The organism is Kribbella aluminosa, assembly GCF_017876295.1.
Classification (GTDB): domain Bacteria; phylum Actinomycetota; class Actinomycetes; order Propionibacteriales; family Kribbellaceae; genus Kribbella; species Kribbella aluminosa.
Window position 1 is genome coordinate 3,664,642 of sequence record NZ_JAGINT010000002.1, and the last position, 24,671, is coordinate 3,689,312.

26 protein-coding genes are annotated in these 24,671 nt (G+C 68.6%); 12 read left to right on the forward strand and 14 right to left on the reverse strand.

Annotated features, from left to right (window positions below; all coding sequences use genetic code 11):
- Positions 1-2: 2 nt before the first annotated feature.
- The 7 genes from JOF29_RS38615 to JOF29_RS38645 all read right to left on the reverse strand — a co-directional run bounded on the left by JOF29_RS38615 (position 3) and on the right by JOF29_RS38645 (position 3,949).
- Complete coding sequence (locus JOF29_RS38615; RefSeq protein ID WP_209699254.1) at positions 3-1,421, reverse strand: phage major capsid protein; 1,419 nt, start codon at positions 1,419-1,421, stop codon at positions 3-5.
- A gap of 252 nt (positions 1,422-1,673) precedes the next feature.
- On the reverse strand, positions 1,674-1,919 hold the full coding sequence (locus JOF29_RS38620; protein WP_209699255.1) for a hypothetical protein: 246 nt from the start codon (positions 1,917-1,919) through the stop codon (positions 1,674-1,676).
- Positions 1,920-2,387: 468 nt separating this feature from the next.
- Positions 2,388-2,924: a hypothetical protein gene (locus tag JOF29_RS38625; RefSeq protein ID WP_209699256.1), complete on the reverse strand. Its 537-nt coding sequence runs from the start codon at positions 2,922-2,924 to the stop codon at positions 2,388-2,390.
- The gene (locus tag JOF29_RS38630; protein ID WP_209699257.1) at positions 2,921-3,133 is read right to left on the reverse strand and encodes a hypothetical protein; all 213 of its coding nucleotides are present in this window, start codon (positions 3,131-3,133) and stop codon (positions 2,921-2,923) included. Before JOF29_RS38630 ends, JOF29_RS38625 begins: the two co-directional genes overlap by 4 nt.
- On the reverse strand, positions 3,130-3,429 hold the full coding sequence (locus JOF29_RS38635) for a hypothetical protein (protein WP_209699258.1): 300 nt from the start codon (positions 3,427-3,429) through the stop codon (positions 3,130-3,132). Before JOF29_RS38635 ends, JOF29_RS38630 begins: the two co-directional genes overlap by 4 nt.
- Positions 3,426-3,755: a DNA replication complex GINS family protein gene (locus JOF29_RS38640; protein WP_209699259.1), complete on the reverse strand. Its 330-nt coding sequence runs from the start codon at positions 3,753-3,755 to the stop codon at positions 3,426-3,428. Before JOF29_RS38640 ends, JOF29_RS38635 begins: the two co-directional genes overlap by 4 nt.
- Positions 3,752-3,949: a helix-turn-helix transcriptional regulator gene (locus tag JOF29_RS38645; protein ID WP_209699260.1), complete on the reverse strand. Its 198-nt coding sequence runs from the start codon at positions 3,947-3,949 to the stop codon at positions 3,752-3,754. The genes JOF29_RS38640 and JOF29_RS38645 overlap by 4 nt, the downstream gene beginning before the upstream one ends.
- Before the next feature lie 104 nt (positions 3,950-4,053).
- Between JOF29_RS38645 and JOF29_RS38650 the strand changes: the two genes are divergently transcribed.
- Both JOF29_RS38650 and JOF29_RS38655 read left to right on the forward strand, forming a co-directional pair.
- A complete protein-coding gene (locus JOF29_RS38650; RefSeq protein WP_209699261.1) occupies positions 4,054-4,764 on the forward strand; it encodes a hypothetical protein in 711 nt (236 codons plus the stop codon).
- Positions 4,764-5,963, forward strand: coding sequence for a site-specific integrase (locus JOF29_RS38655; RefSeq protein ID WP_209699262.1), 1,200 nt, complete (start codon positions 4,764-4,766; stop codon positions 5,961-5,963). The genes JOF29_RS38650 and JOF29_RS38655 overlap by 1 nt, the downstream gene beginning before the upstream one ends.
- A gap of 33 nt (positions 5,964-5,996) precedes the next feature.
- Here the strand turns inward: JOF29_RS38655 and glnA are convergent, their stop codons facing one another.
- Positions 5,997-7,421: a type I glutamate--ammonia ligase gene (glnA, locus tag JOF29_RS38660; protein ID WP_209699263.1), complete on the reverse strand. Its 1,425-nt coding sequence runs from the start codon at positions 7,419-7,421 to the stop codon at positions 5,997-5,999.
- 189 nt (positions 7,422-7,610) lie between these two features.
- Here glnA and JOF29_RS38665 point away from each other — a divergent pair, with 189 nt between their 5' ends.
- A complete protein-coding gene (locus JOF29_RS38665; protein WP_209699264.1) occupies positions 7,611-8,072 on the forward strand; it encodes an RDD family protein in 462 nt (153 codons plus the stop codon).
- Here the strand turns inward: JOF29_RS38665 and JOF29_RS38670 are convergent.
- From JOF29_RS38670 to lipA, 3 genes are all read right to left on the reverse strand, one after another.
- A complete protein-coding gene (locus JOF29_RS38670) occupies positions 8,069-9,352 on the reverse strand; it encodes an SAM-dependent methyltransferase (protein ID WP_209699265.1) in 1,284 nt (427 codons plus the stop codon). The two genes, JOF29_RS38665 and JOF29_RS38670, sit on opposite strands and share 4 nt — an antisense overlap.
- Positions 9,353-9,465: 113 nt before the next feature.
- The gene (locus tag JOF29_RS38675; protein WP_209699266.1) at positions 9,466-10,161 is read right to left on the reverse strand and encodes a DUF4191 domain-containing protein; all 696 of its coding nucleotides are present in this window, start codon (positions 10,159-10,161) and stop codon (positions 9,466-9,468) included.
- A gap of 15 nt (positions 10,162-10,176) precedes the next feature.
- Positions 10,177-11,115: a lipoyl synthase gene (gene lipA, locus JOF29_RS38680; RefSeq protein WP_209699267.1), complete on the reverse strand. Its 939-nt coding sequence runs from the start codon at positions 11,113-11,115 to the stop codon at positions 10,177-10,179.
- Positions 11,116-11,171: 56 nt separating this feature from the next.
- Here lipA and JOF29_RS38685 point away from each other — a divergent pair, with 56 nt between their 5' ends.
- The 5 genes from JOF29_RS38685 (at position 11,172) to JOF29_RS38705 (ending at position 16,543) form a co-directional block, all read left to right on the forward strand.
- Positions 11,172-12,542, forward strand: a complete 1,371-nt coding sequence (locus JOF29_RS38685; RefSeq protein ID WP_209699268.1) for a sensor histidine kinase — start codon at positions 11,172-11,174, stop codon at positions 12,540-12,542.
- 4 nt (positions 12,543-12,546) lie between these two features.
- Positions 12,547-13,206, forward strand: coding sequence for a response regulator (locus JOF29_RS38690; protein ID WP_209700233.1), 660 nt, complete (start codon positions 12,547-12,549; stop codon positions 13,204-13,206).
- 220 nt (positions 13,207-13,426) lie between these two features.
- The gene (locus tag JOF29_RS38695; RefSeq protein ID WP_209699269.1) at positions 13,427-14,308 is read left to right on the forward strand and encodes an ABC transporter ATP-binding protein; all 882 of its coding nucleotides are present in this window, start codon (positions 13,427-13,429) and stop codon (positions 14,306-14,308) included.
- Positions 14,305-15,471: an ABC transporter permease gene (locus JOF29_RS38700; protein WP_209699270.1), complete on the forward strand. Its 1,167-nt coding sequence runs from the start codon at positions 14,305-14,307 to the stop codon at positions 15,469-15,471. The genes JOF29_RS38695 and JOF29_RS38700 overlap by 4 nt, the downstream gene beginning before the upstream one ends.
- A 109-nt stretch (positions 15,472-15,580) precedes the next feature.
- Positions 15,581-16,543 carry a LysR family transcriptional regulator gene (locus tag JOF29_RS38705; RefSeq protein ID WP_209699271.1) on the forward strand — a complete coding sequence of 321 codons (963 nt, stop codon included), beginning with the start codon at positions 15,581-15,583 and terminating at the stop codon, positions 16,541-16,543.
- A 3-nt stretch (positions 16,544-16,546) separates the two neighbouring features.
- Here JOF29_RS38705 and JOF29_RS38710 read toward each other — a convergent pair whose 3' ends face one another.
- Positions 16,547-17,755, reverse strand: a complete 1,209-nt coding sequence (locus JOF29_RS38710; protein ID WP_209699272.1) for a hypothetical protein — start codon at positions 17,753-17,755, stop codon at positions 16,547-16,549.
- A gap of 260 nt (positions 17,756-18,015) precedes the next feature.
- Here JOF29_RS38710 and JOF29_RS38715 point away from each other — a divergent pair, with 260 nt between their 5' ends.
- Positions 18,016-19,395: a sulfatase family protein gene (locus tag JOF29_RS38715; protein ID WP_245359853.1), complete on the forward strand. Its 1,380-nt coding sequence runs from the start codon at positions 18,016-18,018 to the stop codon at positions 19,393-19,395.
- Here the strand turns inward: JOF29_RS38715 and lipB are convergent.
- Positions 19,377-20,093 (reverse strand): lipoyl(octanoyl) transferase LipB, encoded by a 717-nt coding sequence (lipB, locus tag JOF29_RS38720; RefSeq protein WP_209699274.1) that lies wholly within the window; start codon positions 20,091-20,093, stop codon positions 19,377-19,379. The two genes, JOF29_RS38715 and lipB, sit on opposite strands and share 19 nt — an antisense overlap.
- 323 nt (positions 20,094-20,416) lie before the next feature.
- Here lipB and JOF29_RS46230 point away from each other — a divergent pair, with 323 nt between their 5' ends.
- The 3 genes from JOF29_RS46230 (at position 20,417) to JOF29_RS38735 (ending at position 23,165) form a co-directional block, all read left to right on the forward strand.
- A complete protein-coding gene (locus JOF29_RS46230) occupies positions 20,417-21,934 on the forward strand; it encodes a protein kinase domain-containing protein (RefSeq protein ID WP_209699275.1) in 1,518 nt (505 codons plus the stop codon).
- Positions 21,935-22,002: 68 nt separating this feature from the next.
- A complete protein-coding gene (locus JOF29_RS38730; protein WP_209699276.1) occupies positions 22,003-22,461 on the forward strand; it encodes a hypothetical protein in 459 nt (152 codons plus the stop codon).
- 371 nt (positions 22,462-22,832) lie between these two features.
- The gene (locus JOF29_RS38735) at positions 22,833-23,165 is read left to right on the forward strand and encodes a hypothetical protein (protein ID WP_209699277.1); all 333 of its coding nucleotides are present in this window, start codon (positions 22,833-22,835) and stop codon (positions 23,163-23,165) included.
- Positions 23,166-23,721: 556 nt separating this feature from the next.
- On the opposite strand, the gene JOF29_RS38740 is transcribed toward JOF29_RS38735, so the two are convergent.
- On the reverse strand, positions 23,722-24,609 hold the full coding sequence (locus JOF29_RS38740; protein WP_209699278.1) for a TIGR01777 family oxidoreductase: 888 nt from the start codon (positions 24,607-24,609) through the stop codon (positions 23,722-23,724).
- Positions 24,610-24,671 lie beyond the last annotated feature (62 nt).

Here is a 24,671-nt window from a genome sequence, read left to right on the forward strand (position 1 = left end):
GGTTACAGGGTCGGGGTGACCAGGCCGGTGCCGCTGATCAGCGCCAGCGACTTGCCGTAGCGGTCGGGGATGAACGCCGAGTAGCTGAGCGCCCGGAACAGCACAGACGCCTGATCCGCGTACGTCGCCTCGAAGCTCTCCAGCGCCAACGGGGACTCGTACAGGTTGCAGTCGTCCGCCCGCAACACCCAGACGGCATCCTGGTTGGTGCCCGCGCCGAGGTTGGTCGGGATGTTCGGGTCCACGTACACCGGCAGGCCCAGCAGCACCCCGGCCTGACCCTGCGCGACCACTTCACCAGCGACACCCAGCGGGTTGAACGCGCCACCCTGGGATAGGACAAGCGGACGGCTGCTGGAGTCGAGCGCCTCCAGGATCCACGACCAGCGCTGCGGGTGCATGACGATCGCTGTCGGCGGCATGAACCGCTGGGTGGCGACCGAGTTGACCCCCCGGACGATCGCGTTGTACAGCGAGTTTGCTGGCGTGGTGGCGTCGATCACCTTCGGGGTGGCCGTCGTGTACGCGACGGTCGTGATGCCGGCCGCGTTCGCCAGTCCGCGGAGCTGGCCCGAGGCGCCCGAGCCAGTCAGCACCTGCACGTCGAGCGTTCGGGCGTAGTCGGCGGACAGGTCACCGAGGACCACCCGGTCGAACGGGATGCCGGACTGCTGCAGCAGCTGCAGGCTCACGATCTGCTTTCCGGCGACGGTCGTAATGCCCGAAGACACCGCATTGGTCGTGGCCGCCGTGTCCTGGACAACGGTGTTCTGCGTCGCCTGCACGGCGGTCGAGGTGCCGGAGGCAACGGTCGGCAGGTTGATCGAGCTGACGCCGGACGGAAGCGGCTCCTTGTGCATCAAATCCGCCGTCACCCGCCCCGCCCTGGCCAATGCCACGAACTCATCCACCAGCCACGCGGGCGGCGCGAACTGGCCACCGGTGCCGGCGCCCGTACTCATGTCACCGACGCGGGTCTCCAGGCCACGGGCCGCGGTGTTGCGCCGCAGACGGTCGGCGGCATCGGCGTCACCGAGACGAGCGGATCGCATGTCTCGGAAGAACGATGGGCTGTCCGGGACCTTGTGCGGGTCGTTGTAGACCGCGGCGTCGGTGACGTAGCCGCGACCCTCGTGCGCCCTGATCTCGACGTTGTGCTTCGCAGTCGCGTCGTTGCGGGTCTCGATCTCTTCGAGTTCAGCGATCCGCTCGTCGATCTTGGACAGGTAGGCCCGGCCCTCAGTGGCAGCGCGCTTCAACTGCCGAGATTCCGGACTGCCGTCGCCGCCGCGGCGCTCCATGTCACGAAGGCAGGCGGCGACGGCATCGCGCCGGGCCAGCACGTAAGGCAGGAGCGGTTGGCCCGGCGTCCAGTTGTTCACACCGCGCTCTTCCAGATACTGGTCGATGAGGCTGCTCATGGGTGGGTCTCCAGAGGGGAGGTCGCCGACAAGGGGCGGCGAAAGGTCATTGGGGGCTCTAGCCGCCGTGGACCGGGAGATCTCTCGACCGGACAACCTCGGGACTACTCACCGAGCACTGACGCACAAGAGCGGAGAACCAAGGTCCAGCGGGCCGAACCTGCCGGGAATCGGCGGCCCGCCTTACGGCGAGGGACCGACAGCAGCACAGGTGCGTGGCGCTGGAGCTCGACTTCCACTCCACGAACGACTCTACAGCTGTAGAGGGTTCTCGGGCCACTCTGCGGACTCGGCAAGCCGCTCGACCTCGGCATCATGCTCGCGTTCGTGCGCGTGCAGGGTGGCGATCTCCTCGGTATCGAGCCGCGCGCACTCGATCGCGAGGCCCGCCAGCAGCCGGCCAAGCCACGGCGTGTTCGCTTCGGTGGCGCAGGTCGCCAGTGCTCGCTTGTCAGACGCCGACAACGAACCGAGTGCCTCCTCGAGTGCCTTGCTCATGGTCCTGCTCATCGTGGGTTCCTTTCGCGGTACTGCTTGAGCTTGCGGGCACGGTCGCCGGACTGGGGATCGTGGTAGCGACGGCGCGAACGCTCCGCACTGGCGGCACGGCAGGCCTCACAAGGCGTCTCCCCGGCCTTCCTGTGCCGCTTGTAGGCCGCGAACGTGCCGCAGGGCTGCAGGGGTCGCGTTGAGGGCACCAACGAAGCAGGCGGGCATTCAGGGCATCCCCCCTCTAATGCTGGGGAGAAAAAAGTTTGACTGCGGGTCATGGCGCGGTCACCAATCCAAAACTCAGTCACTCCGGGGAGGGCGTGTGGTCGCAGCTCGCGCAGCACCGGCGGCCGGACAGCCACCACTTCGTTCCGCAGGCGCCGGCTGTGCCCTGGCAGTGTCGGCAGGATTCACCCGGCTCCTTCGCGATGGCCTCCGCGAGCTTGCGGGCAGCAACGGCGTGCAGTCGGTAGGTCATGACACCTCCGCAGTGGCGCAGCCGGGATGCCTGCCGGTGTGGGCGTACCACGCACCTGAGTCGATCGGGGTGCCGCATCCACTGCACATCCCAACGTCTCCTGTTGATGGCGTCTGTATGTCTGTATGTCTGTCTGTCTGTGTTGGCGTGACGTTGGTACCAACGTTGGGTTGGTTGTTGGCAGCAACATCACGCTCGTCCTTGGCACGCTTGCGCCGTTGTCTCTCGCGCTCGTCGTCACGGTGCTTGAGCTGTACGAACAGGGACTGGCGGAACACGTCACCGTGGTGTTCGACCACGTACGCGTCACCCTCATCACGCCAGAAGCCGTGAGCAACCAGATCCTTCGCTGCCTGCTCCCAGTCAGCAGACCCGGCGAACCTGCGCACCAGGTGCTTGAGGATCCGCATCTCCATGTCCTCGAGCCGGTACAGGTAGTGGAGTGCTTCGGTGTGCGTGCGGACCGCGGCGTCGGACAGACCGAAGTCTGCGCACTGGTCGAAGAACTCGACGCCGTACTTCGCCCACGTCATCTCTTGACCCGCTCACGGAAGATGGCGCCTTCCTCCTGGCACAAGCAGCACAGGTCGCCGAGTTCAGGAAGGCTGAGCAACCAGCCGCGGCCGGCTCTCGACCAAGGCGCGTTGGGTGCGATCTCGTGCACGAGTACGTCATGACCTTTGCCTGTGACGACAGCAAGGCCTGCTGCCTCATCGACGGTCGCCCACACGATGGCCTTCATGACGCCTCCGCGAGTACCTGGCGAACGTCGTCGGCGTACGCGTCTGCGCGGCTCGACAGCAACAGTTCCGCGTGCCGGCGGCACCGTTCGGCGTCTACACGCAGTCGCTCGTCACGTTCGGCCAGCTCTGCCGCGGTCGCACGGCCGTTGAAGTCGGTCGTTCGTGGACGCGCCCACTCGAGAGCCTCGGCCCGGTCGAAGAACGTGGCGGCCAACGATTGGCTCAGGAGGTCCTGGAAGAAGCGCAGTCGTGTCTGCTCGGCGTCCACTATGTAGGTGGATTGGATGCGCCTCACCGGAGCGCCTCCTTGAGGAGTACGTGGATCTCGCCGGTGATCTCGTCGCTCGCGCTCAAGAATTCGATGCGCTCGCGGAAGGACTCAAGCGCTGCCAAGTTCTCGCGGTTGTGCTGGGCGATCTCTTCGGCTGTCCGGCCGCCGGTGAAGTCACCGGGGCGCAGGATGTCCGCAGCCGCCTCGCGGGCATGGTGCAGCAGGTCCCGGGCTGTCGCCTCGTTCAGGGCGGCTTGGAGGCCGGACTGGGGGCGAGGTCGTGTAGCTTGGTGTCGAGTCACGTCGCCGTTGCTCGCAGGGGCCGCGTTAGCGCGGCTCTTGCCATTCATGCCGCGTCCGGTCCGCTGGCGGCCTGGCGCGCCTCGGCCAACCAGGCTTCCACGTCCTCGACGGCGTACAGCACGCGACGGCCAACTTTGAAGCTCTTCGGCCCCTTGTTGACATGACGCCAGAATCTGACGGTCTCCGCGGGCGTCCTGCATACCTCGGCAACCTCGGCGGTCGTCATGAATCGGTCTGCCATGGTCATCCAATCGAGTAGGTTTCTCTTCCTACTCGCACGGTAGGTTGCGTGAGATACCGAGTACAACCGTTGACATACTCGAAGATTCGAGTAACGTACTCGTCATGAGAGTGTCGTTTGGATTCGGCGGCTGGGTTGCGGTCGACGATGTGGGCCTACCCGGTGTGCTGTACGTGCGCATGCGTGATGCGCAGGAGCGCCTACGTATCAGCGAGTTCTACATCGATGCGAGCCACGAGACAGCGGCCCTTGAGGCGAGGGATCTTCGAGACGTGCCGCTCGCGCAGATCGAGGAGTTCATCAATCTTGAGGCCGACCTTCTTCGCCACGGGATGAATCTTCCGGCGCCGGACCTATCAACGCTGGCCTCGCATTTCAGCTCCACCTTCGGCAATCTCGAGCGGCAGATTGCCGAAGGTGACTGGGTGGTCTCCAGCTTCGTCAGTCAGTACCTACCTGATGGTGTCGACCGGGCCGTCGTATGCCGCGATCGCCTGTTGACTGACGAAGACGCTGAAGCGGCCAAGGGATCTCCGCGCGTGATGCGGGTCGCCCCTGCCGCACGGGCGAAGTGGCGAGGACTCCGTAAGAGCGATCGGGAGTTCCGGCTGCAGGCCGGCCCCGCGGACGGCCTCACTGACGAGTTCCTCCGAGAGGTGGCGCGTGCGTACAGTGCGGCGATTCTTCGGGGGGAACGGCCGAACGTAGCGATCGCCGAGCAGACGGGTTATCCGCTGAAGTCGGTACAGCGATGGGTCTACACCGCGCGGCTCCGCCGGATCATGCCGCGCGGACAGCAGGGGAGGGCTGGCTGATGGGGTTCACCAAGGATCTGTGGAACACAACGGTCGCGGACGCCGAGGGCAACAAGACGAAGGTTCCGACTGCGCGGTTCGGCAAGGGGAAGCGCTGGCTGGCCGTATGGCACGAGGACGGCGGGCGGGAGCGGACGAAGGCGTTCGCCAAGAAGATCGACGCTGACCGCTACTGGCCGACACAGGAGACAGATGTCAGTCGCGGGATGTACATCACCCCCGCGGACGCGAAGGTCACGGTCGACCAGTGGTGCACCACGTGGCTCAAGGGGTACGCCACTCGGCGCGCTTCGACGGTCCGGCAAGCGAAGACGCACGTAGCCCTGATCACGAAGGAGTTCGGGGACCTGCCACTCAACGTCGTACGGCCGTCCGCGATCCGCAGTTGGTGTGCTTCGCTCAAGAGCGACGGATACGAGCAGAGCTACGTGTACGCGCTGCATGCCCGGTTGTCGCAGGTGATGAGCGACGCCGTACACGACAACCTGTTGCCGAAGAACCCGTGCAGCCGTCGTACGTCGCCACCGGCAGGCAAGCAGCGCCCCTACTGTGCGACCACCGAGCAGGTGTGGGCGCTGTACGACGCGTTCCCGAAGCACCTGCAGCCCGCGGTACTCCTGGGCGCGTTCGTCGGTCTGCGGACCGCTGAGGCGTGCGGCCTCCGGACGGAGGATGTGGACTTTATGCGCGGGATCGTGACGCCTGCCGTGCAGTGGCCGGCGCAGGACTTGAAGACCGAGGCGTCCAAGACGCCGATCCCGATCCCGTCCCAGCTGACGCTGCAGCTTTCGGCGGCGGTCGCGCGGTGGGGGAGCGAGTGGCTCGTGACGAACGGCACCGAGGGACAGGCGTCCCCGTGGTCGATCGATCGGGCGATGCGGTCGGTCCGGAAGCGGCACGTCAAGCCGCTGCCTCAGGACCACGCGAAGGACTGCGGGGGCTGCCTGGTGCCGGGGCTGCCGGAGGGCTTCCGGTTCCACGATCTACGGCACTACCTGGCATCACTGCTGATCAACTCGGGCGCTGACGTGAAGGTCGTGCAGGCACGCATCTGGCATGCCAGCGCGAAGACGACGCTCGACACCTACGGGCACCTGTGGCCCGACGCAGACGAGTCGACCCGCGCCGCCGTTGGTGCGGTGCTGGCGGCACGGGTCGAAGGTCTCACGGAACAGCCACGGAACGAGGGGCGGTCATGATTGCTCCGCCGCAGGTCAGAGGCCTATTGCTGGCTACACGTCGTAGTACAGCTCGAACTCGTGGGGGTGGGGGCGGAGCTGGATGGGGGCGATCTCGTTGTCGCGCTTGAGGTCGATCCAGGTCTCGATCAGGTCCGAGGTGAAGACGTCGCCTTCGAGCAGGAACTCGTGGTCGGCCTCGAGGGAGTCGATCACGGCCGGGAGCGAGGTGGGGACCTGCGCGATGCCCGCGTGCTCCTCCGGCGGCAGCTCGTAGAGGTCCTTGTCGACCGGGTCGGCCGGCTCGATCTTGTTGCGGATGCCGTCCAGGCCGGCCAGCAGCTGGGCCGAGAAGGCCAGGTACGGGTTGGCCGACGGGTCCGGGCAGCGGAACTCGATGCGCTTGGCCTTCGGGTTCGAGCCGGTGATCGGGATCCGGATGCAGGCCGAGCGGTTCCGCGACGAGTAGACCAGGTTGACCGGCGCCTCGAAGCCCGGCACCAGGCGGTGGTACGAGTTCACCGTCGGGTTGGTGAACGCCAGCAGCGACGGGGCGTGCTTGAGCAGGCCGCCGATGTACCAGCGGGCCATGTCGGACAGGCCGCCGTACCCGGACTCGTCGTAGAACAGCGGGTCGCCGTTACTCCACAGCGACTGGTGGCAGTGCATGCCGGAGCCGTTGTCACCGAAGATCGGCTTCGGCATGAAGGTCGCGGTCTTGCCGGCCTTCCAGGCGGTGTTCTTGACGATGTACTTGAACTTCATCACGTCGTCGGCGGCCTTGAGCAGCTCGTCGAAGCGGAAGTTGATCTCCGCCTGACCCGCCGTACCGACCTCGTGGTGGGCGCGCTCGACGATCAGGCCGGACCGCTCCAGCGCCAGCGTGATGTCGTCGCGCAGCTCGCCGAAGTGGTCGGTCGGTGCGACCGGGAAGTAGCCACCCTTGTAGCGGACCTTGTAGCCGCGGTTGCCGCCGTCCTCGACCCGGCCCGTGTTCCAGGCACCGGCGATCGAGTCGATCGAGTAGTGCGCGGAGTTCGCCTTGGTCTCGAACCGGACGTCGTCGAAGACGTAGAACTCGGCCTCCGGCGCGAAGAACGCGGTGTCCGCGATGCCGGTCGACTTCAGGTACTCCTGGGCCTTCCGGGCGATGTTGCGCGGGTCCCGCGAGTACGCCTCGCCGGTCAGCGGGTCGTGCACGAAGAAGTTGACCACAAGCGTCTTGGCGCTGCGGAACTCGTCGATGAACGCGCTGGTCGGGTCCGGCAGCAGCTTCATGTCCGATTCGTGGATCTGCTGGAACCCGCGCACCGACGAACCGTCGAAGGCCAGGCCCTCCTCGAAGACCTCGGGACCGAACGACGACACCGGGACGGTGAAGTGCTGCATGATGCCCGGAAGGTCGCAGAAGCGGATGTCGACGATCTCGACGCCCTCGTCCTTGACGTAGGCGAGCAGCTCCTCCGCGCTGGAAAACATACGTACTCCTAGGGTGGCTCAGAGATTCATCTGAACGTAGGGCCTGCCGGTTTCTCCGTCGTGACCCTGATGTTTCGCGGATGTTACGCCCAGCGTGTCCGCGCTGACCCACTGGTGCACGGCGATTACGCCCTGAGATATCGCGGCCCCCACAGGGCCGTCCCCGAACGTGTCCGTAGGCTAGCCATCATGGCATCATCCGCGACGCCCGCAACCGGACCCTCCGGAGAATTCCGTCACCCGGGCAATCGGCTGGGGCTGCCCAAGGACGGTCCGGGCTCGGTCGCGACCTGGGGCCGCCGGGTGCTGGCGCTGGTGATCGACTGGCTGATCGCGGGACTGATCGCGTCCGCGCTGACCGGCCGGCCGATGTGGGCCGGCGGGAACAACTACAGCCTGATGCACACCACCGCGTTCTTCGCGATGTCCGCGATCCTGGCCGGCCTGGTCGGCAGCACGATCGGGCACCGGCTCTGCGGCCTGCGGGTAGCCCCGGTCCGGGACAGCACGACGTACCCGGGGCCGCCCGGGCTGCTGGCCGGGATCGTCCGCAGCCTGCTGATCTGCCTGGTCATCCCGGCAGTCGTGTACGACCGGGAGCGCCGCGGCCTGCACGACTTGGCCGCCAAGACCGTCGTCGTACGGCGCTAACGCCGGGTCAGCAGCAGCTGTACGTCGTCGAGGTACCCGGTCCGGAAGCCCGCCTCGGAGTACGCGAGGTAGAACTCCCACATCCGCCGGAACGTGTCGTCGAACCCGAGCGCGCCGATCGCCGGCCACTGGTCGACGAACCGGTTCCGCCAGATCCGCAGTGTCCGCGCGTAGTCCGCGCCCAGGTGCCGGATCACGTCCGCGCGCAGCCCGGTGTGCTGTGCGGTGACCTCCTCGATCACCTTGATCGACGGGATCAGGCCGCCCGGGAAGATGTACTTCTGCACCCAGGTGAACGTGTTCCGGGTGGCGAGCATCCGCTCGTGCGGCATCACGATCGCCTGCACGACGCCGACCCCGCCCGGCGCCAGCCGGCGCTCGATCGCGTCGAAGTACACCGGCCAGTACCTCTCGCCGACCGCCTCGATCATCTCCACGCTCAGCACCGCGTCGAACTCGCCGATCTGGTCGCGGTAGTCGCGCAGCGCGACCTGCACCCGGTCGCCGACGCCGGCCTCGGCGGTCCGGCGCTGGGCGAGCAGCGCCTGCTGGGAGGCGATCGTGATCGCGGTCACCCAGGCCCCGCGCTGCGCGGCCCGGATCGCCAGGCTGGCCCAGCCGCAGCCGATGTCGAGCACCCGCGACCCGGACCGCACACCGGCCGCGTCCAGGATCGAGTCCAGCTTGTGGAGCTGCGCGGCGGTGAGTTCGTCGTACGACGCGGTCGCGAGATCCGCCGCGGCCGCGTCCCCGAAGTACGCCGAGGAATAGGTCAGGGTCGGGTCCAGGAACTCCGAGAACATCGCGTTGCTCAGGTCGTAGTGCCGGCTGACGTTCTCCCGGGCGCCGGCCCGGTCGTTCTCCTGCTCGCCCGGCTGCGACCTGGTGACCAGCCAGCGCAGCGACTGCGCCCACTTCGGCAGCAGGTGCCGGGTCTCCTCGTTGCTGAACCGCTCCGCGAACGGCACCAGCAGGTCGGCCAGGTCGGTGCCCGGCTCCGGATCCCAGTCGCCGGCCAGGTACGCCTCGCCGAATCCGGACCCGGCGTCCTGCCCGAGCCGGTCCAGGAACGCCGCCGTACGGTGCACTCGCATCGCCGGGCCTCCCAGCCCGTACGACCGGTTGCTGTCCAGGTGGATCGTGGCGGGCAGGTCCCTGGCGATCAGCCGGATCGCGGTCGCGGCGCCGTACCGGCGTACCGGATTGGAACGCGGCCGGGCCAGCGTCGGCCACGTCTCGGTCACCGGCTGATGGACCGCCGCCGGCATGAGGTCCGTCATGTCGTCTGTTCCCCTGTAATCCCGTCCTGGTCGCACTCTAAGGGCAACCAGCCTCCCCACGGCGCATGTCTGAACAGTTCAACTGCCCGACATGCCTCTTGGTTACAGTTTGGTCACCGGCCGCGCATGGCCTGGCGGGCACCCTTCAGACTTGTCGGCACCGGCCCCTTCGGCATCGGCACCTGCGGACGGACCGCGTCCAGCGCCTTCAGCCGCTGCAGCAGGTCGGTGATCTCGGACGGCTGCATGACCGCCGGCAGCTTCATCACGTGCTTGGTCAGCTTCCGGATGTCGATCTCACCCTCACCCTGACCGGCGACGATCTGCGTCACCGGGGCCCCGCCGGCCACCCGGCTGTGCTTCTTCGCCTCGGCGGCCAGCAGGTTCTTCACCCGGCTGGCCTGGCCTTCGCCGACCAGCACGATCCCCGGCCGGCCGACCACGCGGTGCACGATGTCGGAGTTCTTCGTGACCGCGACCGCCGGCGTCACGTTCCAGCCCCGGCGGAGCGTCTGCAGCGCGGACGCGGCCGCACCGGCCTGGCCCTCGATCTGGCTGTAGGCCGCCTTCTCGACCTTGCGGCCGAAGATGATCGTCGTGGCCAGGAAGCCGACCGCGACACCGAGCGGGATCCACACCAGCAGCGGGCCGACGAGGAAGCCGCCCAGCACGGCCAGCGCGACGATACCGAGGAAGATCCCGGCGAGCACCAGTCCGACCTTCGGGTCGGACTTCCTGGTCATCTGGTAGGCCTGCAGGATCTGCTTCAGCCTGCTGGTCTTCTCCTCGGGGGCGTCGTTCTTGGCCATCTCTACCCTGTCCTTTTATGCCTGAGCGGCGTTCATGCGTGAGTCGACCGCCTGACGGTACAGCCGCCCGGCGCGGTACGAGGACCGTACCAGCGGACCGGACATGACCCCGGCGAATCCGATCTCCTGTGCCTCGGCGTCGAGCTCGACGAACTCCTCCGGCCTTACCCAGCGCTCGACCGGGTGGTGCCGGACCGAGGGCCGCAGGTACTGCGTGATCGTGATGATCTCGCAGCCGGCCGCGTGCAGGTCCTTGAGTGCCTGGCTGACCTCGTCACGGGTCTCGCCCATGCCGAGGATCAGGTTCGACTTGGTGACCAGGCCGTAGTCGCGGGCCTGGGTGATGACGTCCAGCGACCGCTCGTAGCGGAAGCCGGGGCGGATCCGGCGGAAGATCCGCGGCACGGTCTCGACGTTGTGCGCGAACACCTCGGGCCGCGACGAGAACACCTCGGCGAGCTGCTCCGGTACGGCGTTGAAGTCCGGCGCGAGCATCTCGACGCCGGTGCCCGGGTTGAGCTCGTGGATCTGGCGGATGGTCTCGGCGTACAGCCAGGCGCCGCCGTCGTCCAGGTCGTCGCGGGCGACGCCGGTGACGGTCGCGTACCGCAGGCCCATCGTGCGGACCGACTCGGCGACGCGGCGCGGCTCGTCGCGGTCCAGGGCTTCGGGCTTGCCGGTGTCGATCTGGCAGAAGTCGCAGCGGCGGGTGCACTGGTCACCGCCGATCAGGAAGGTCGCCTCGCGGTCCTCCCAGCACTCGAAGATGTTCGGGCAGCCGGCTTCCTGGCACACCGTGTGCAGTCCTTCGGACTTCACGAGTTTCTGCAGCGCCTGGTACTCCGGGCCCATCCTGGCGCGGGTCTTGATCCACTCGGGTTTGCGCTCGATCGGGGTCTCCGCGTTGCGCACCTCGAGCCTGAGCAGTTTCCGTCCTTCTGGGGCGATCGTCACGCGTCCAAGGGTACGCGCCGCCGCTCAGCAGCGTTCCACCCGTAGGCTGATGAGCTATGTCCACCGTTGAGCTGCGTACGGATGCCGAACCGGGTACGCCGCCCGCGTCCGCTCCGGGATCCGGCGCTGGATCCGGTCCCGCGGTCCGCGGCTGGACCCGGCCGGCGCCGACGGCCCGCGAGCGGCGGAACGACGTACTGCTCGGTCTCGGGATGGCGGTCGCCGGGGTGTTCGGGACCGAGCTCGCCCGCGGCGGGTCACCGGTGCACGTCAGCCTCGGGATCGGCGGTGTCGAGCCGTACGTGCTGAGCGCCGCGGTCGCGTTGCCGCTGTGTTTCCGGCGCCGGTGGCCGATCCCGGTGCTGCTCGCGGTCGCGGTGCTGTTCATCGTGAACGGGCAGCGTGCGACGTTCGCGTTCAGCGGCAACCTGGTCACCCAGTCGACGATGTTCATGGCCGTCTACGCGGCGGTCGCCTGGGCCCGCGACCGGCGGGTGATGAAGGCCGCGGTCGGGCTGGTGTTCGTCGCGATGTTCGGCTGGCTGACGCTGAACTTCGTCAAGGCGCTGCAGGCGAACACGCTCGCGGGACCGAACCACGGGTTGTTCTCGCCGTACGTCTCGAACGTGATGATCGCCCTCTCGCTGAACGTCCTGTACTTCTTCGGCGCGTACTTCTGGGGCCGTACGGCGTGGGCGACCGCGCGGCAGCGGTTCGAACTGGAACAACAGGCGACCGAGCTCGCCGCACAGCAGGAGGCGAACGCCCGGCGCGCGGTGATCGACGAACGGCTGCGGATCTCCCGCGAACTGCACGACGTGGTCGCGCACCACATCAGCAGCATCGGCATCCAGGCCGGCGGTGCGCGCCGGGTGATGGACGCCGACCCGGCCGCGGCGAAGAACGCGCTGAACGTGATCGAGGACTCCAGCCGGAGCGCGGTGAACGAGATGCGCCAGCTGCTCGGCATGCTCCGCGCGGCCGATCCCGACCTCGACGTCGGTACGCCGGACCCGAAGGCGCCGCAGGCGGGCGCGGACCGGCTGCCGGCGCTGATCGCGGAGGCGAACGGGCTCGGCCTGGAGGTCGGGTTCCACCAGATCGGGGCGCCGGCCGAGCTGCCGAAGACGGTCTCGGTGTCGGTGTACCGGATCGCCCAGGAGGCGCTGTCGAACGTCCGCAAGCACTCGACCGCCCGCAGCGCACACCTCACGCTGCGTTACCTCGGTGACGCGGTGGAGCTGGAGGTCCTGGACGACGGCCGGCCCAAGCACGCGCCGGTCGGCAGCCGGCTCGGCCATGTCGGGATCCGCGAGCGGGTCGCGCTGCTCGGCGGCGAGAGCGAGATCGGCCCGCGACCCGTGGGAGGATTCCGGGTCCGGGTGCGGATCCCGTTGAAGAGCCCGATAGGAGTTGCAGGTGACTGACCGGATGCGGGTACTGCTGGTGGACGATCAGGACCTGGTCCGGGCCGGGTTCCGGATGATCCTGTCCGTCGAGCAGGACATCGAGGTGGTCGGCGAGGCGTCCGACGGCGAGAAGGCGATCGAGCTGGCCCTCGCGCTGCGCCCGGACGTCGTACTGATGGACGTCCAGATGCCCGGCATGGACGGCATCACCGCGACCCAGCGGATCGTCGCCGAGGATGCGGGGAAGGTGGTCATCCTCACGACCTTCGACCGCGACGACTACCTGTTCGAATCGCTGGGGGCCGGGGCGAGCGGCTTCCTGCTCAAGAACACCGCGCCCGAGGACCTGGTCGAGGCGATCCAGATCGTCCACTCCGGGCACGCGCTGCTGGCGCCGGAGGTGACCCGGCGGGTCATCAAGCGGTTCGCCGGCGCCGGCGAGCGCGTGTACCGCCCGGACCTGCTGGCCGGGCTGACCGAGCGCGAACGCGAAGTGCTCGGCCTGATCGCCCGCGGCCTCACCAACACCGAGATCGCGGCCCAGCTGTACGTCGGTGAGGCGACCGTGAAGACGCACGTGTCCCGGGTGCTGCTGAAGCTCGGCCTGCGCGACCGCGTGCAGGCGGTCGTGTTCGCGTACGAATGCGGCCTTGTCACTCCTGGGGACGACGCCTCGGCCTGATCGGTGGACCTGCGCGCATGCACAAGTCGCCCGAAGGCGACGACGCCCCGCGCGAGGCGGGCCCGGGACGACAGTTGTGCGTGCTTGCAGGTCCGCCGTGCGGATGACGCCCGTGATCACCCGCACGGGCGACGTGCGCCGAGAGCAGTCCTCACTAGCTTGGTCATCGTCGGGCGGACCAGCCCGGCTGGGGGGCTGACCTTGATGGGAACGGTGACACATGCTGAGGGTGAGTGGACTCACCCGGCGGTTCGGTGATCATCTGGCGCTGGACGACGTGACCTTCGACGTCGTACCGGGACGGATGACCGGGTTCGTCGGGGCCAACGGGGCCGGGAAGACGACGACGATGCGGATCATCCTCGGCGTCCTGGCGGCGACGGCCGGCGAGGTGCGGTGGCAGGACGGCCCGCTGACGCACGGCGTCCGCCGTGACTTCGGGTACATGCCCGAGGAACGCGGCCTGTACCCGAAGATGAAGATCCGCGACCAGCTGGTGTTCTTCGGCCGGCTGCACGGGCTCGGCCCGGAGCGGGCTTCGGAGCGGACGGACAAGTTGCTCGATCGGCTCGGGCTGGGCGAGCGCGCCACCGACGTACTCGAGACCCTCTCGCTCGGCAACCAGCAGCGGGTGCAGATCGCGGCTGCGCTGGTGCACGAGCCGATCGCGCTGGTCCTCGACGAGCCGTTCAGCGGGCTCGACCCGCTCGCCGTCGACGCGATGGTCGACCTGCTCCGTGAGGAGGTCACACCCGAGGTGCCGGTGCTGTTCTCCAGCCACCAGCTCGATCTGGTGGAGCGGCTCTGCGACGACCTCGTCGTACTGTCCCGCGGCAAGGTGGTCGCGGCCGGGTCGGTCGCGGAGCTGTCGGCCGGGTCCGCGGCGACGTACCGCCTGGTGGTGGACGGGGACGCGGGCTGGCTGCGGGACCTGCGCGGGGTCCAGGTGCGGGACGTGGCCGGCGGTACGGCGCTGTTCGACGTGCTGGACGCGGAGCTGGAGCAGAAGATCCTTCAAGAGGCGATCAGCCGCGGCCGGGTGCTGGAGTTCGGCCCGGAGCGGGTGGCGCTGAGTGACGTCTTCCGGGAGGCGACCCGATGAACGTAGTCGACAGGCCGTGGGTGCTGATCGCCGAGCGCGAGATCAGCACGAAGCTGCGGGACAAGACGTTCGTCGGCTCGACCGTGGTGATGCTGCTGATCGTGATGGCCGCGACCATCCTGCCGGCGCTACTGGTCGGCAAGGGCAGCGCGTCGAAGATCGGCGTCATCGACGACTCGGCCGCGAGGGTGGTGCAGCAGGCGTCGACCACCGTCGGCGGCAAGGGGTACGACGTGGTCCGGCTGACCGGTCGCCCGGCCGCGGAGAAGGCGATCACCGACGGCGACGTCAAGGCTGCGCTGCTGCCCGGCGCCGACGGGTACGTCGTACTCGGCAAGGACCAGGTCGACAGCGGTATCGAGAGCGCGCTGCGGGAAGCCGCGTCGACGATCGGTACCGCGGCGAACGCGGCCAAGGCCGGGTTAACCCCGGCCGAGCTGCACGCCGGGACGAAGGTCGAGGTCAGCCTGCTGAAACCCGGACCGCTGCCGGATCTGGTGTCGCACTTCGTCAACATCGGGCTGGCGCTGGTGTTCTACATGACCGCGCTCGGGTTCGGCATGATGATCGCGCAGAGCGTGGTGCAGGAGAAGGAGAGCCGGGTCGTCGAGATCCTGGCCGCCGCGGTACCGATCCGGGCACTGCTGTGGGGCAAGGTGCTCGGCAACACGGTGCTGGCGCTCGCGCAGATCGTGGTGATCGCCGGGGCGTCGCTGATCGGGTTGCTGGCCACCGACCAGGCCGCCGTACTCGAGGTGATCGCGCCGGTCGCCGGCTGGTTCGTCGTGTTCTTCGTCCTCGGGTTCGTCGCGCTCGCCGGGCTGTGGGCGGTCGCCGGATCATTGGCCACGCGGCAGGAGGACCTCGGGTCGACCACGCTGCCCGGGCAGATGATCCTGATGGTCCCGTTCTTCTTCTCGGTGTTCGCGGGTACGTCGGCCAAGACGATCGCGTCGTTCGTCCCGATCGCGTCGTCGATGTCGATGCCGGGGCGGATGCTCACCGAGGACGTGCCGATCTGGCAGCCGCTGGTCGCGATCGCAATCCTGCTGGCCACCACGGTGCTGATCGTCCGGCTGGGCGCCCGGCTGTACGAGCGGACACTGCTGCAGACCGGCCGCCGGCTCGGCTACCGAGAGGCGCTCGCGCTCAAGGCGTCGTAGGACATCGTCACAACCGGGCCCGGCGTTACAGGGGAGGGCCCGGCTGTGACGAAACCGCAATGTAGGTCGCCTGTGAGCTGTGCGTGGACCTCGACTACGGTCTCAACGCATGAACGTCGAGCTGCGCCACCTGCGGGTGGTGGTCCTGGTGGCAGAAGCGGGGTCCGTCGGACGGGCCGCCCGCTGGCTCAAGGTCAGCCAGCCGAGCCTGACCGCGCAGCTGAAGCGGATCGAGGCCGCGTTCGGGGGAGAGCTCTTCGAACGCTCGCGGACCGGCGTGACCCCGACCCCGTTGGGGCGGTACGCCGTCGACCGCGCGCGGGCCATCCTGGTCGACGTCGACCACCTGTCCGCGACCGTGTCCGCGATGACCGCCGTCGAGTCGTCCGCGGTCCGGCTCGGCGGGTTCCCGACCGCGCCGATGTCCGGGATCGCGGCCCGGCTCCGCTCGCACGGCGAGATCGAGCAGGTCAGCATCGAGGTCGAGTGGTCGTCGAGTGTCCTGTTGCAGCAGCTGGAGAGCGGGCGGCTGGACTTCGCGCTGCTGCGGGAGTTCCCCGGGTTCGAGCTCCGGCTGCCGTCCGGCGTCGAGGCGACCACGGTCATCGAGTCCGAGTCGGCGTACGTCGCGCTGTCCGCGGACCACCCGGTGGCCGTCCGGACGCGCGGTGAGATCGAACTCGCGGCGCTCTGCGACGAGGAGTGGATCGGGGAACCGCCGGACGACAGCGGGTTCCACGTGCTGTTCCGGGCGGCTTGTGAGGCGGCCGGGTTCCAGCCGCGGGTGGAGCATCACTCGGTGGACACGTCGGTGCTGATGGGGTTCGTGACCAGCGGGCAGGGCGTGGCGTTGATCTCGCCCACGTCGTACCGGATGCTGTCCTCGGACGTCACCACGCGGATGCTGGTGGGGGACCCGATCCACCGGAAGCTGGTGCTTGCCTGGAGCACGGACTCACCGCGGGCGCAGATCGCCGGAGACGTGCTGAAGATGGCGAGTACGGCGTACACGGAGGCGATCACGGAGCATGCGCGGCGGGGGGAGCACCCGCAGCGCATGCATGTCGCGTAGCTACTAGGCCGGCTTGACGGCCGGATTCTCGAACGCGGCCAGGAAGAACTCGCCGGTGTCCTCGGGGTCCTCCATCCGCTCCCGGTACTGCGAACCCATCTGCTCCTTGGGAGTGACCTTGGGGGCCACGGCCTGCTCGCCCACCGACTTCTGCTTGACCACAGGACCAGGCTCCTCCACCGACGTCGCCTCCTGCTTCGCCGCCGGCTTCTCCTTGGCTACGGGAGCCGCGGGCTGTGCCGGCTCTTCCGTGGCTACGGGAGCCGCGGGCTGTGCCGGCTCCTCCTCAGCCACCTGGGCTGCCGGTTCTTCGTGCCGCTGCTCGGCTGCGGAGGCCGCGGGCTTGTCGTGCTGCTGCTCGTCCGCGGGGGCTGCCGGCTGCTCCACCTTCGGCTCCTCGTCCACGGGAGCTGCGGGCTGTGGCGCCTCCTCCTCAGCGACCGGGGCTGCCGGCGCTTCGTGCTGCTGCTCGGCGACTGGGGTCGCAGGCTCCTCCGGCTGTGCCTCGGGGGTGGGTGCGACGACCGTCTGCTCGTCGGACTGGTTGCTCTCGGCATCCGGCGCCGGGAACTGGCGCGTGTTGTCGTACCCCGCGGCCCCACCGACCGGGAACTGCCGGGTCTGCTCGTCCGCCTGGTTCCGCGGCTGCACCGGCTCCGGCTCGTCGAACAGGTCGTCGTACGAGCTGTGGCTCTGGTACGGCACCGGCTCCTGATAGGAGCCTCCGGCAACCGGGTACACGGCAGCGACGTCCGCCTCCTGCTGCGCCTGCGCCGACTCCTGCTCGCGCTGGAGCCGCTCGGCCTCGACCCGCTCACGCCGCCGCCGCTGGACTCCGCGGACGATCAGCTGGACGGCGTACACCAGCGAGATCACCCCGAGGACCGGCACGACCCCGTTCAGTGTGTACTGCTTCAACCCGTCGATCATCCCGTTGGTGACACCGGGGACGCTGTTCAGGAAGTTCGTGGTCCGGTTCGGGATCCAGAGCCAGCAGTAGACCAGGGTGCCGAAGGCGGCGAACGCCCCGAGCGCGCCGGCGCCGGAGAAGTACGACACGACGGCCCAGAAGATCAGCGCGCCGATGCCGAAGGCGAGCGCCATCTCCTTCGCGTTCAGCTCGATACCACCCGGCGCCGCGAGCACCCCGAAAACGGCCGGTCCGGCCAGAGCAACGGCTACGCCGAGCAAGAACCCAAGAATTTTGGACACAACCCCAAGGTAGCGACGAACAGCCGTCACACCCCGCAGACACTTCGGCACCAAACGGATAGGCAACCCCTTCCCTGGGCTGTTCCCGTGGCCCGTCCTTACGAACACCGCACCTGGATCACCTGGCCGCACAGGGCGTTCCGGTGAGACGCCTCTGGTGCAACGGCTGGATGCTGGGTTGAGATTGCTGCTGGACCCGGATGTGACCGATGCCCGCGCGAAGGCGGATCAGGCCGCGCGTCTCTCGAGAGGATGAGCTGTTGCCCGCTCCGAACATTCTGCTGATCGTTTCCGACGACCATGGGTACGCCGATCGCGGCGGGCTCGGGGTGCACTCCGACGTACAGACACCGGCCCTTGACCGGCTGGCAGCGGAGGGCGTGACCTGCACCGACGCGTATGTGACAGCACCGATCTGCAGCCCGTCGCGGGCGTCGATCATCTCCGGCCGGTACCAGCAGCGATGGGGCGGCCAATGGTTCGACTCGGCCGCGTTCCCGCCGGACGACGTACCGACGCTGGCCGAGGTACTGCGCCACCAGGGCTACCGGACCGGGTACTTCGGCAAGGTGCACTACGGGAAAGAGGACGTGGGGGACAGGGCGTGCCCACCCCACCACGGCTTCGAGGAGACGCTCTACGGGCTGGCCGGGCAGTCGTTCGGGCGGCTGAACTACCTGCACCACTCTGACGACGCGGTGGAGTCGTACGGACAGCCCGCCGCACACCACATGGCGGTGCAGCCGCTGCTGTCGGGTGATGAGCCCGTTGAGCACGAGGGCTTCCTGACCGCGGAGTTCGGCCGGCGCGCGACGGAGTTCATCGGCGCGGACGACGAACGGCCGTACTTCTGCATGGTGGCGTTCAACGCAGTACACAACTTCTGCTGGCAGTTGCCCGAGTCCGAGCTGAAGGCCCGCGGCCTGCCCGCGTTCCGCGACTGGTCCCCGGAAGCGGACGGCCCGTTCATGGAGTGGTACGACGACGTGATCGTGCCGAACCTGCCGCACGGCCGCGAGTACTACCTGGCGCAGCTGGAGCTGATGGACGCCGAGATCGGGCGGCTGCTCGACGCGGCGGGTGACGACACGATCGTCGTGTACGTGACGGACAACGGCGGCTCGACCTGCAACTTCGGCGACAACTCGCCGCTGCGCGGGACGAAGTACACGCTCTGGGACGGTGGCATCCGGATCCCGATGCTCTGGCGCTGGCCTGGGCAGATGCCGGCGGGTCGCCGTACGGACGCACTGGTCAGCACGCTCGACCTGGTACCCACGCTCGCGGCAGCGGCCGGTGCAACGGTTGACGGTACGGACGGTGTCGACATCCTGCCGGTGCTGACCGGGGTGGGCGACGTCGCACACGAGAACCTGCACTGGGACTGCGGATTCCAGTGGGCGGTTCGGTCGGGCGACTGGAAGCTCAGCTGGGTCGACGACAACGCCAGCACCCGGCATCTGCGTGACTACGAGCACGCGCCGATGGGGGAAGGCTGGTTCCTCGCGAACCTCGCCGACGACATCGGCGAACAGCGGAACGAGCTGTCAGCGCAACCGGAGGTCGCCGCCCGGCTCCGCGCGCTGCACGCCGACTGGCGCGCAGCCGTCGGGCTGGAGCCTCAGACCGTCAACCCGTAGGTGATCGCGGTCGGCGGCTCCTCGTGATGGTCGATGTCCGGGCTGCGCTCGTACTCGTTCCAGGCGAGGAACTCGTCGAGCTGCCGCCGTACCGGGTCCAGAACCTCCGCGATCGTGACCTCGCGACCGAGCTCCATGGACAGCGTGGTCACGTCCGCGTCGGAGATCCCGCACGGCACGATCCGGTCGAACCAAGCCAGGTCGTTGTTGCAGTTCAGCGCGAAACCGTGCATGGTCACGCCCTGCGCGACCCGGATACCGATCGCGGCGATCTTCCGCTCCCGGCCGCGGTCGTCGGCAGCCACCCAGACACCGCTGCGACCCTTGACCCGCCCGGTCCGGACGCCGAGCTCCGCGCAGACCCCGATCAGCGCTTCCTCGAGCCGGCGGACGTAGTCCACGACGTACACGTGTGAGGCCAGCTTGACGATCGGATACCCGACCAGTTGCCCGGGTCCATGCCAGGTGATCTTGCCGCCGCGATCGACGTCCACCACCGGTGTACCGTCCAGCGGTCGCTCGTGCGGCTCGGTACGCTTCCCGGCCGTGTAGACCGGCGGGTGCTCGAGCAGAATCACCGTGCCGGAGCCGGTGCCATCAGCAACCAGCGCGTGCAACCGCCGCTGCTCAGCCCAGGCGGCCTCGTACTCCACCGCATCGCCGCCGAACCCGGCCTCCACATACTCGATACCACTCACCTGATAACCCTCACACCCCCGAGTCTAGGTCCCACCCGCTCACCCCCGCCCATGGCCCCACTCAGCCCGAAGCCGCCGCCGCTCGCGCCTGGCGCATAGGTGCCGCCCGCCCACACCCCCGCACCCCGTGCGTAGGTGCCGCCCGCCCGCACTCCCGTGCGTAGGTGCCGCCCGGCCGCGCCCCCGTGCGTAGGTGCCGGCCTGTTGCGCCCGGCATGGAGGTGCTGTCCGGTCCGGCGCGTGGTGCTGCCGGGGCGCGGACCGCTCCCTGGGCTGTGGATAACTTCCGCAGGGGTGTGCGCGATCGGTGCATCCTCTTGGGCATGGACCTCGCAGATCTCGCCGGCTACAGCCTGCGCCGGCAGCTCGGGTCCGGATCCGCCGGCACCGTCTGGCAGGTCCGGGACCGCGCAACCGGCCGCAACGCCGTGCTCAAACACATCCCCACCGGCACCTTCCCCGACAGCCAACGCGTCCGCGAGGACCTCACCAAACTGACCCGCCTCCGCCATCCCCACATAGCGTGCCTCGCGGACTTCCGCGAAACCGAAACCGGCTGGATCCTGATCAGCCAACACCTCGCCGCCGGCACCCTATCCGCCCTCCTGACCCGCCGAGGCCCGCTCTCCCAAGGCGAGCTCGTCACCCTGCTGGCCCCCCTGGCCTCGGCCCTGTCCTACCTCCACGACTGCGGCCTCACCCACGGCTCGATCACCCCGAACAACATCATGTTCGACGCAGACGGCCGCCCCATCCTCACCGACCCAACCCTGCGCCGAGGCACCCCTCAATCCGACACCCAATCCCTGTCGCAGCTGGCCCACCGATCCGGCGCAGATCCCCACCTCTTCACCTCCACCCTCTTCACCACCCCACCCCTCAAAGCCATCCCCACCCGCCTCCTAACCCTCTCGCCGGCCGAGCCCATAGAACTCGCCATCCCCCCAGAAGGCCTCCTCCCACCCAGCCTCCCAACACCGCCTTCCACCGCCCGACCAACAACCCCCACCAACCCCCTCGAACCGGCAGCCCCACCAACGACCTCCGCCACCGAACACGCATCCCCCGACCCGCCACCGCAACCCGCCCGCGCACACATGCCCAGCAAGCCACCGACAAGATCCACGAACTCTGCCGCCGAAGCACAAAAGGAACCCGCCGGACCCCCTACCCCCCGCGAAGCAAAAAGCGAACCTGCGGGAGCCTCCGCTTCCCGCGAAGGACAAGGGGGTGCTGCCCGAGCCCCTGCGCCCGGCGAGCTCGAAACGGGATCTGCCGGAGCCCCCACCCCCGCTGCCTCCGACATCCGCCCGACCGCTCCAAGCGAAGCGCCCAAGGCTGCGACACCACCCCCGCCGAACCCCGCCCAGGCACCTCCCGACTCCAGCGCACCCAACGATCACCCCACCAACGACACCGCCACCCGTACCAATCGCCGCCAGAGCCCACCCACCCCGCCCGACGATGACGACACCCCAACCCTCGCCCGCAACCCACTCGCACCACCGCCACCAAGCACACCCCCACCCCGGCCAACGAATCACCCACCCCAACCCGAGCACCCCACTCCCACCACCCCAAACCCCAAACGCCCCCGCGTAAGTCGCCGGACCAAAACCCCCACCGGCCGCACAATCCGCACCACCCGCTCCGCCCACCGCTGCACCCCCCAACCCATCCCCAACACCCCAATCCACAACTCCTCGAACACCACCGACCCCTTCGACCCCAGAACCACACCCCACATCAGCACGCCTCCCAGCGCCCCGCGCATCACGCCGAGCAGCACGGCCCTCAACGGCATGCCTCACGCCGGCCCGACAGCAGGCGACCGGTGCTGACGCGCCCCGTGGCGCTGCAACCGCGGGCGGTACCGCCCGCGACGTCGAGGCTCGCCCTGCTGCGCTTGATGGCTACGGGACGAACGATGGTGCGGCTGCTGGTCATGCCGCCGCTGTTGATGCGGCTGATGCCAGTGTGGGATCCGGTGGTGTGGGATCCGGTGGTGCGGGATCCGGTGGTCCCGGATCCGCTGGTGCGGGATCCGCTGGTGTGGGACTCGGCGGTGCCGGATCCTGTGGTCCAGGCGCGGGTGGTCATGGGACGGCCGGTTCTAGGACAGACGCTCTTGGGACGGGTGGTCCTGGGACGGGTGGTCCTGGGCCGGGTGGTCCTGGGCCGGGTGGTGCAGATCATCGTGGTGGGATTCGTGGTGGTGGGCGGTTGCGGCGTGCGGATGGGCACCGGCGCGTTCGTCTGCGGCGTCGGGGGGCTGTTGTTGGTGGGCGGAGGTTTGGGCGGTTCACGCATCCGGCGTACGGCATTCTCGCTGCGGTCGCAGCCGGCGCTGTCGTCGTACTCGTGTTAGGCATCGCCGCAGTACGCACCCTCGACACCTCGACAACCGCGCAGTCCGAACCGCTCCAATCGCCCCCGGTCCCACCGCTGACCGCCACCCGCCCGACGTCCCCGCAGGGAACACCCACGCAGCCGAGGACCACGGCGGTCGCCTCCACGCGTCCCACGTCTACCCAGCCGACCTCAGCTCAGCCCACCTCCACGCAAGTGGTGACGACGCCATCCGGCAGGCTGCCGACGCGGGCGGGCGAGCCGACGCGAGCGTCTACGGGGGAGACGTCGCCTGATCAGAGCACGATCGCGACTGTTGATCCGGTTGGGTGGTTGCGGACGTTGGAGGCGCTTGATGCCCAACGTTCGAAGGCGTTCTGGACTCTCGACATGGCTGCGCTCGACGAGATCTACGTACCGGGCAGCTCTCCTTGGGCCGCTGATCGTGCGCTGTTGGCGAGCTATCGGAAGCAGAAGGTACGCGTGCAAGGTCTCCAGATCACGATCGAGAGCACCACGATCGCCGCCCGTACGCCGACCACCGTCACGCTGCGCACCGTCGACCACCTCACCGCCGGTGCAGCCGTTGACCAGGAGGGCACCAAAACCCCACTCCCACCAGGCCAACCGTCGGCGCGGCTGATCACCCTCACCGCCGTACATCCGAGCCCCAACCGCCCGGGCAGCCAGCCCTGGCGCATCACCACCGTTGCCCAAGCGTGACCCCCTGCACGCCCGTGCCGCACGCTGTCGCGGAGCCCGTCGCGATCAACCTCTGCTCGGAGAAGCCCGGCAAACTCCAAGCGCCCGGACAGCCCGCTGGCCGGGTGGACGATCAACGCCGTCCGTACAGTGTTGCGTCGTGCTGCGCGGCGTCGTGCGACGTGTGCCGTGCTGCACCGTTCGCGTCGTGTGATCGGGGTGATGTCGCCCAGCTGATCGTTGTGAGTCGCGCTGTGCTGAGTCGTGCCGCGTCCGTGCCGTGCCGTGCGGTGACGTGTCATGCCGCGCCGTTCGCGCCGTGCCGTCCGGGTCGTGCTGGGCTGGGTCGGTCGCACTGGGCTGGGCCGGGTCGTGCTGGGCCGGATCGTGCTGAGCCGCGTCGTGTGGTGCTGCGCCGGATGGTGCTGCGCCGTGTGTGCCCTGTCGTGCTGGGCTGGTGTGTCGTCTCGTGGTGCGTCGGGCGGGAGGGGGCGAGGGGTGGCTTGGTGGGGGTCGAGGGCGTTGTTGGGTGACTAGTCCGGCGGCAGTGCGGGGTCTACGTACACCGTCCTCGTTGTTAGGCGAGGGCGGCGGATACTGCGGTGGTGATGTGGGGGTGGTGGAAGGTGAAGCCGGTGGATTGGAGGCGGGTTGGCAGGGCGCGTTTGCTGCCTAGGAGTTCCCAGGCGAATTCGCCGAGGGCGAGCTTCAGCAGGGTGGACGGGACGGGGAGGGCAGACGGGCGGTGGAGGGCCGTTGCGAGGGCTTCGGTGAACTCGGTGTTCGTTGCTGGGGTTGGTAGTGCGATGTTGACCGGGCCACTGATGGTGTCGGTCTCCGCTACGTGGCGGACGGCGCGGATCCAGTCGGTGAGGGAGACGACCGGGAAGTACTGCGTTCCCGGACCGAGGCGTCCGCCGAGGCCTAGGCGGAACGGGATTGACAGGAGCTGGAACGCTGGGGCCTTGCGGTCCAGTACGACGCCCGTGCGGAGGGCGGCCACTCGGCTGCCCGCGGTGCGGGCGGGTTCGAGCGCGCCCTCCCACAGACGGACGACGTCGGCGAGGAAACCGTCGCCGAGGTCGGAGTCCTCTGTGAGGATGCGGTCGCCGAGGTCGGTGCCGTAGCCGCCGATCCCGCTCTGCGTGATCAGTACCGGTGGGCGGTCGAGTTGCGTCGCGGCGGCCGCGAGCGTTGCCGTCGTACGGACGCGGCTCTCGCGGATCTTCAGCCGGTACGTCGGTGTCCACGGGCGGCCGATGTTCGCGCCGGCCAGGTTGACGAGTACGTCGGTCTCGTCGAGTGCGGCCGGGTCCAGGTCGCCGCGGGCCGGGTCCCAGCGGAGCTCGTCCGGTGCTGCCGGGGTACGCCGTACCAGCCGCAGTACTTGGTGGCCGTCGGCAACCAGATCGCGGGCGAGTGCCCGGCCGAGGAAGCCGGACGCGCCGGCCAGTACGTATTTCATCCCGTGCTACTCCCTGTTGGGTGAACGAGAAGGCGCCGGTGACCGTCCCCCGCGGGGAGGAC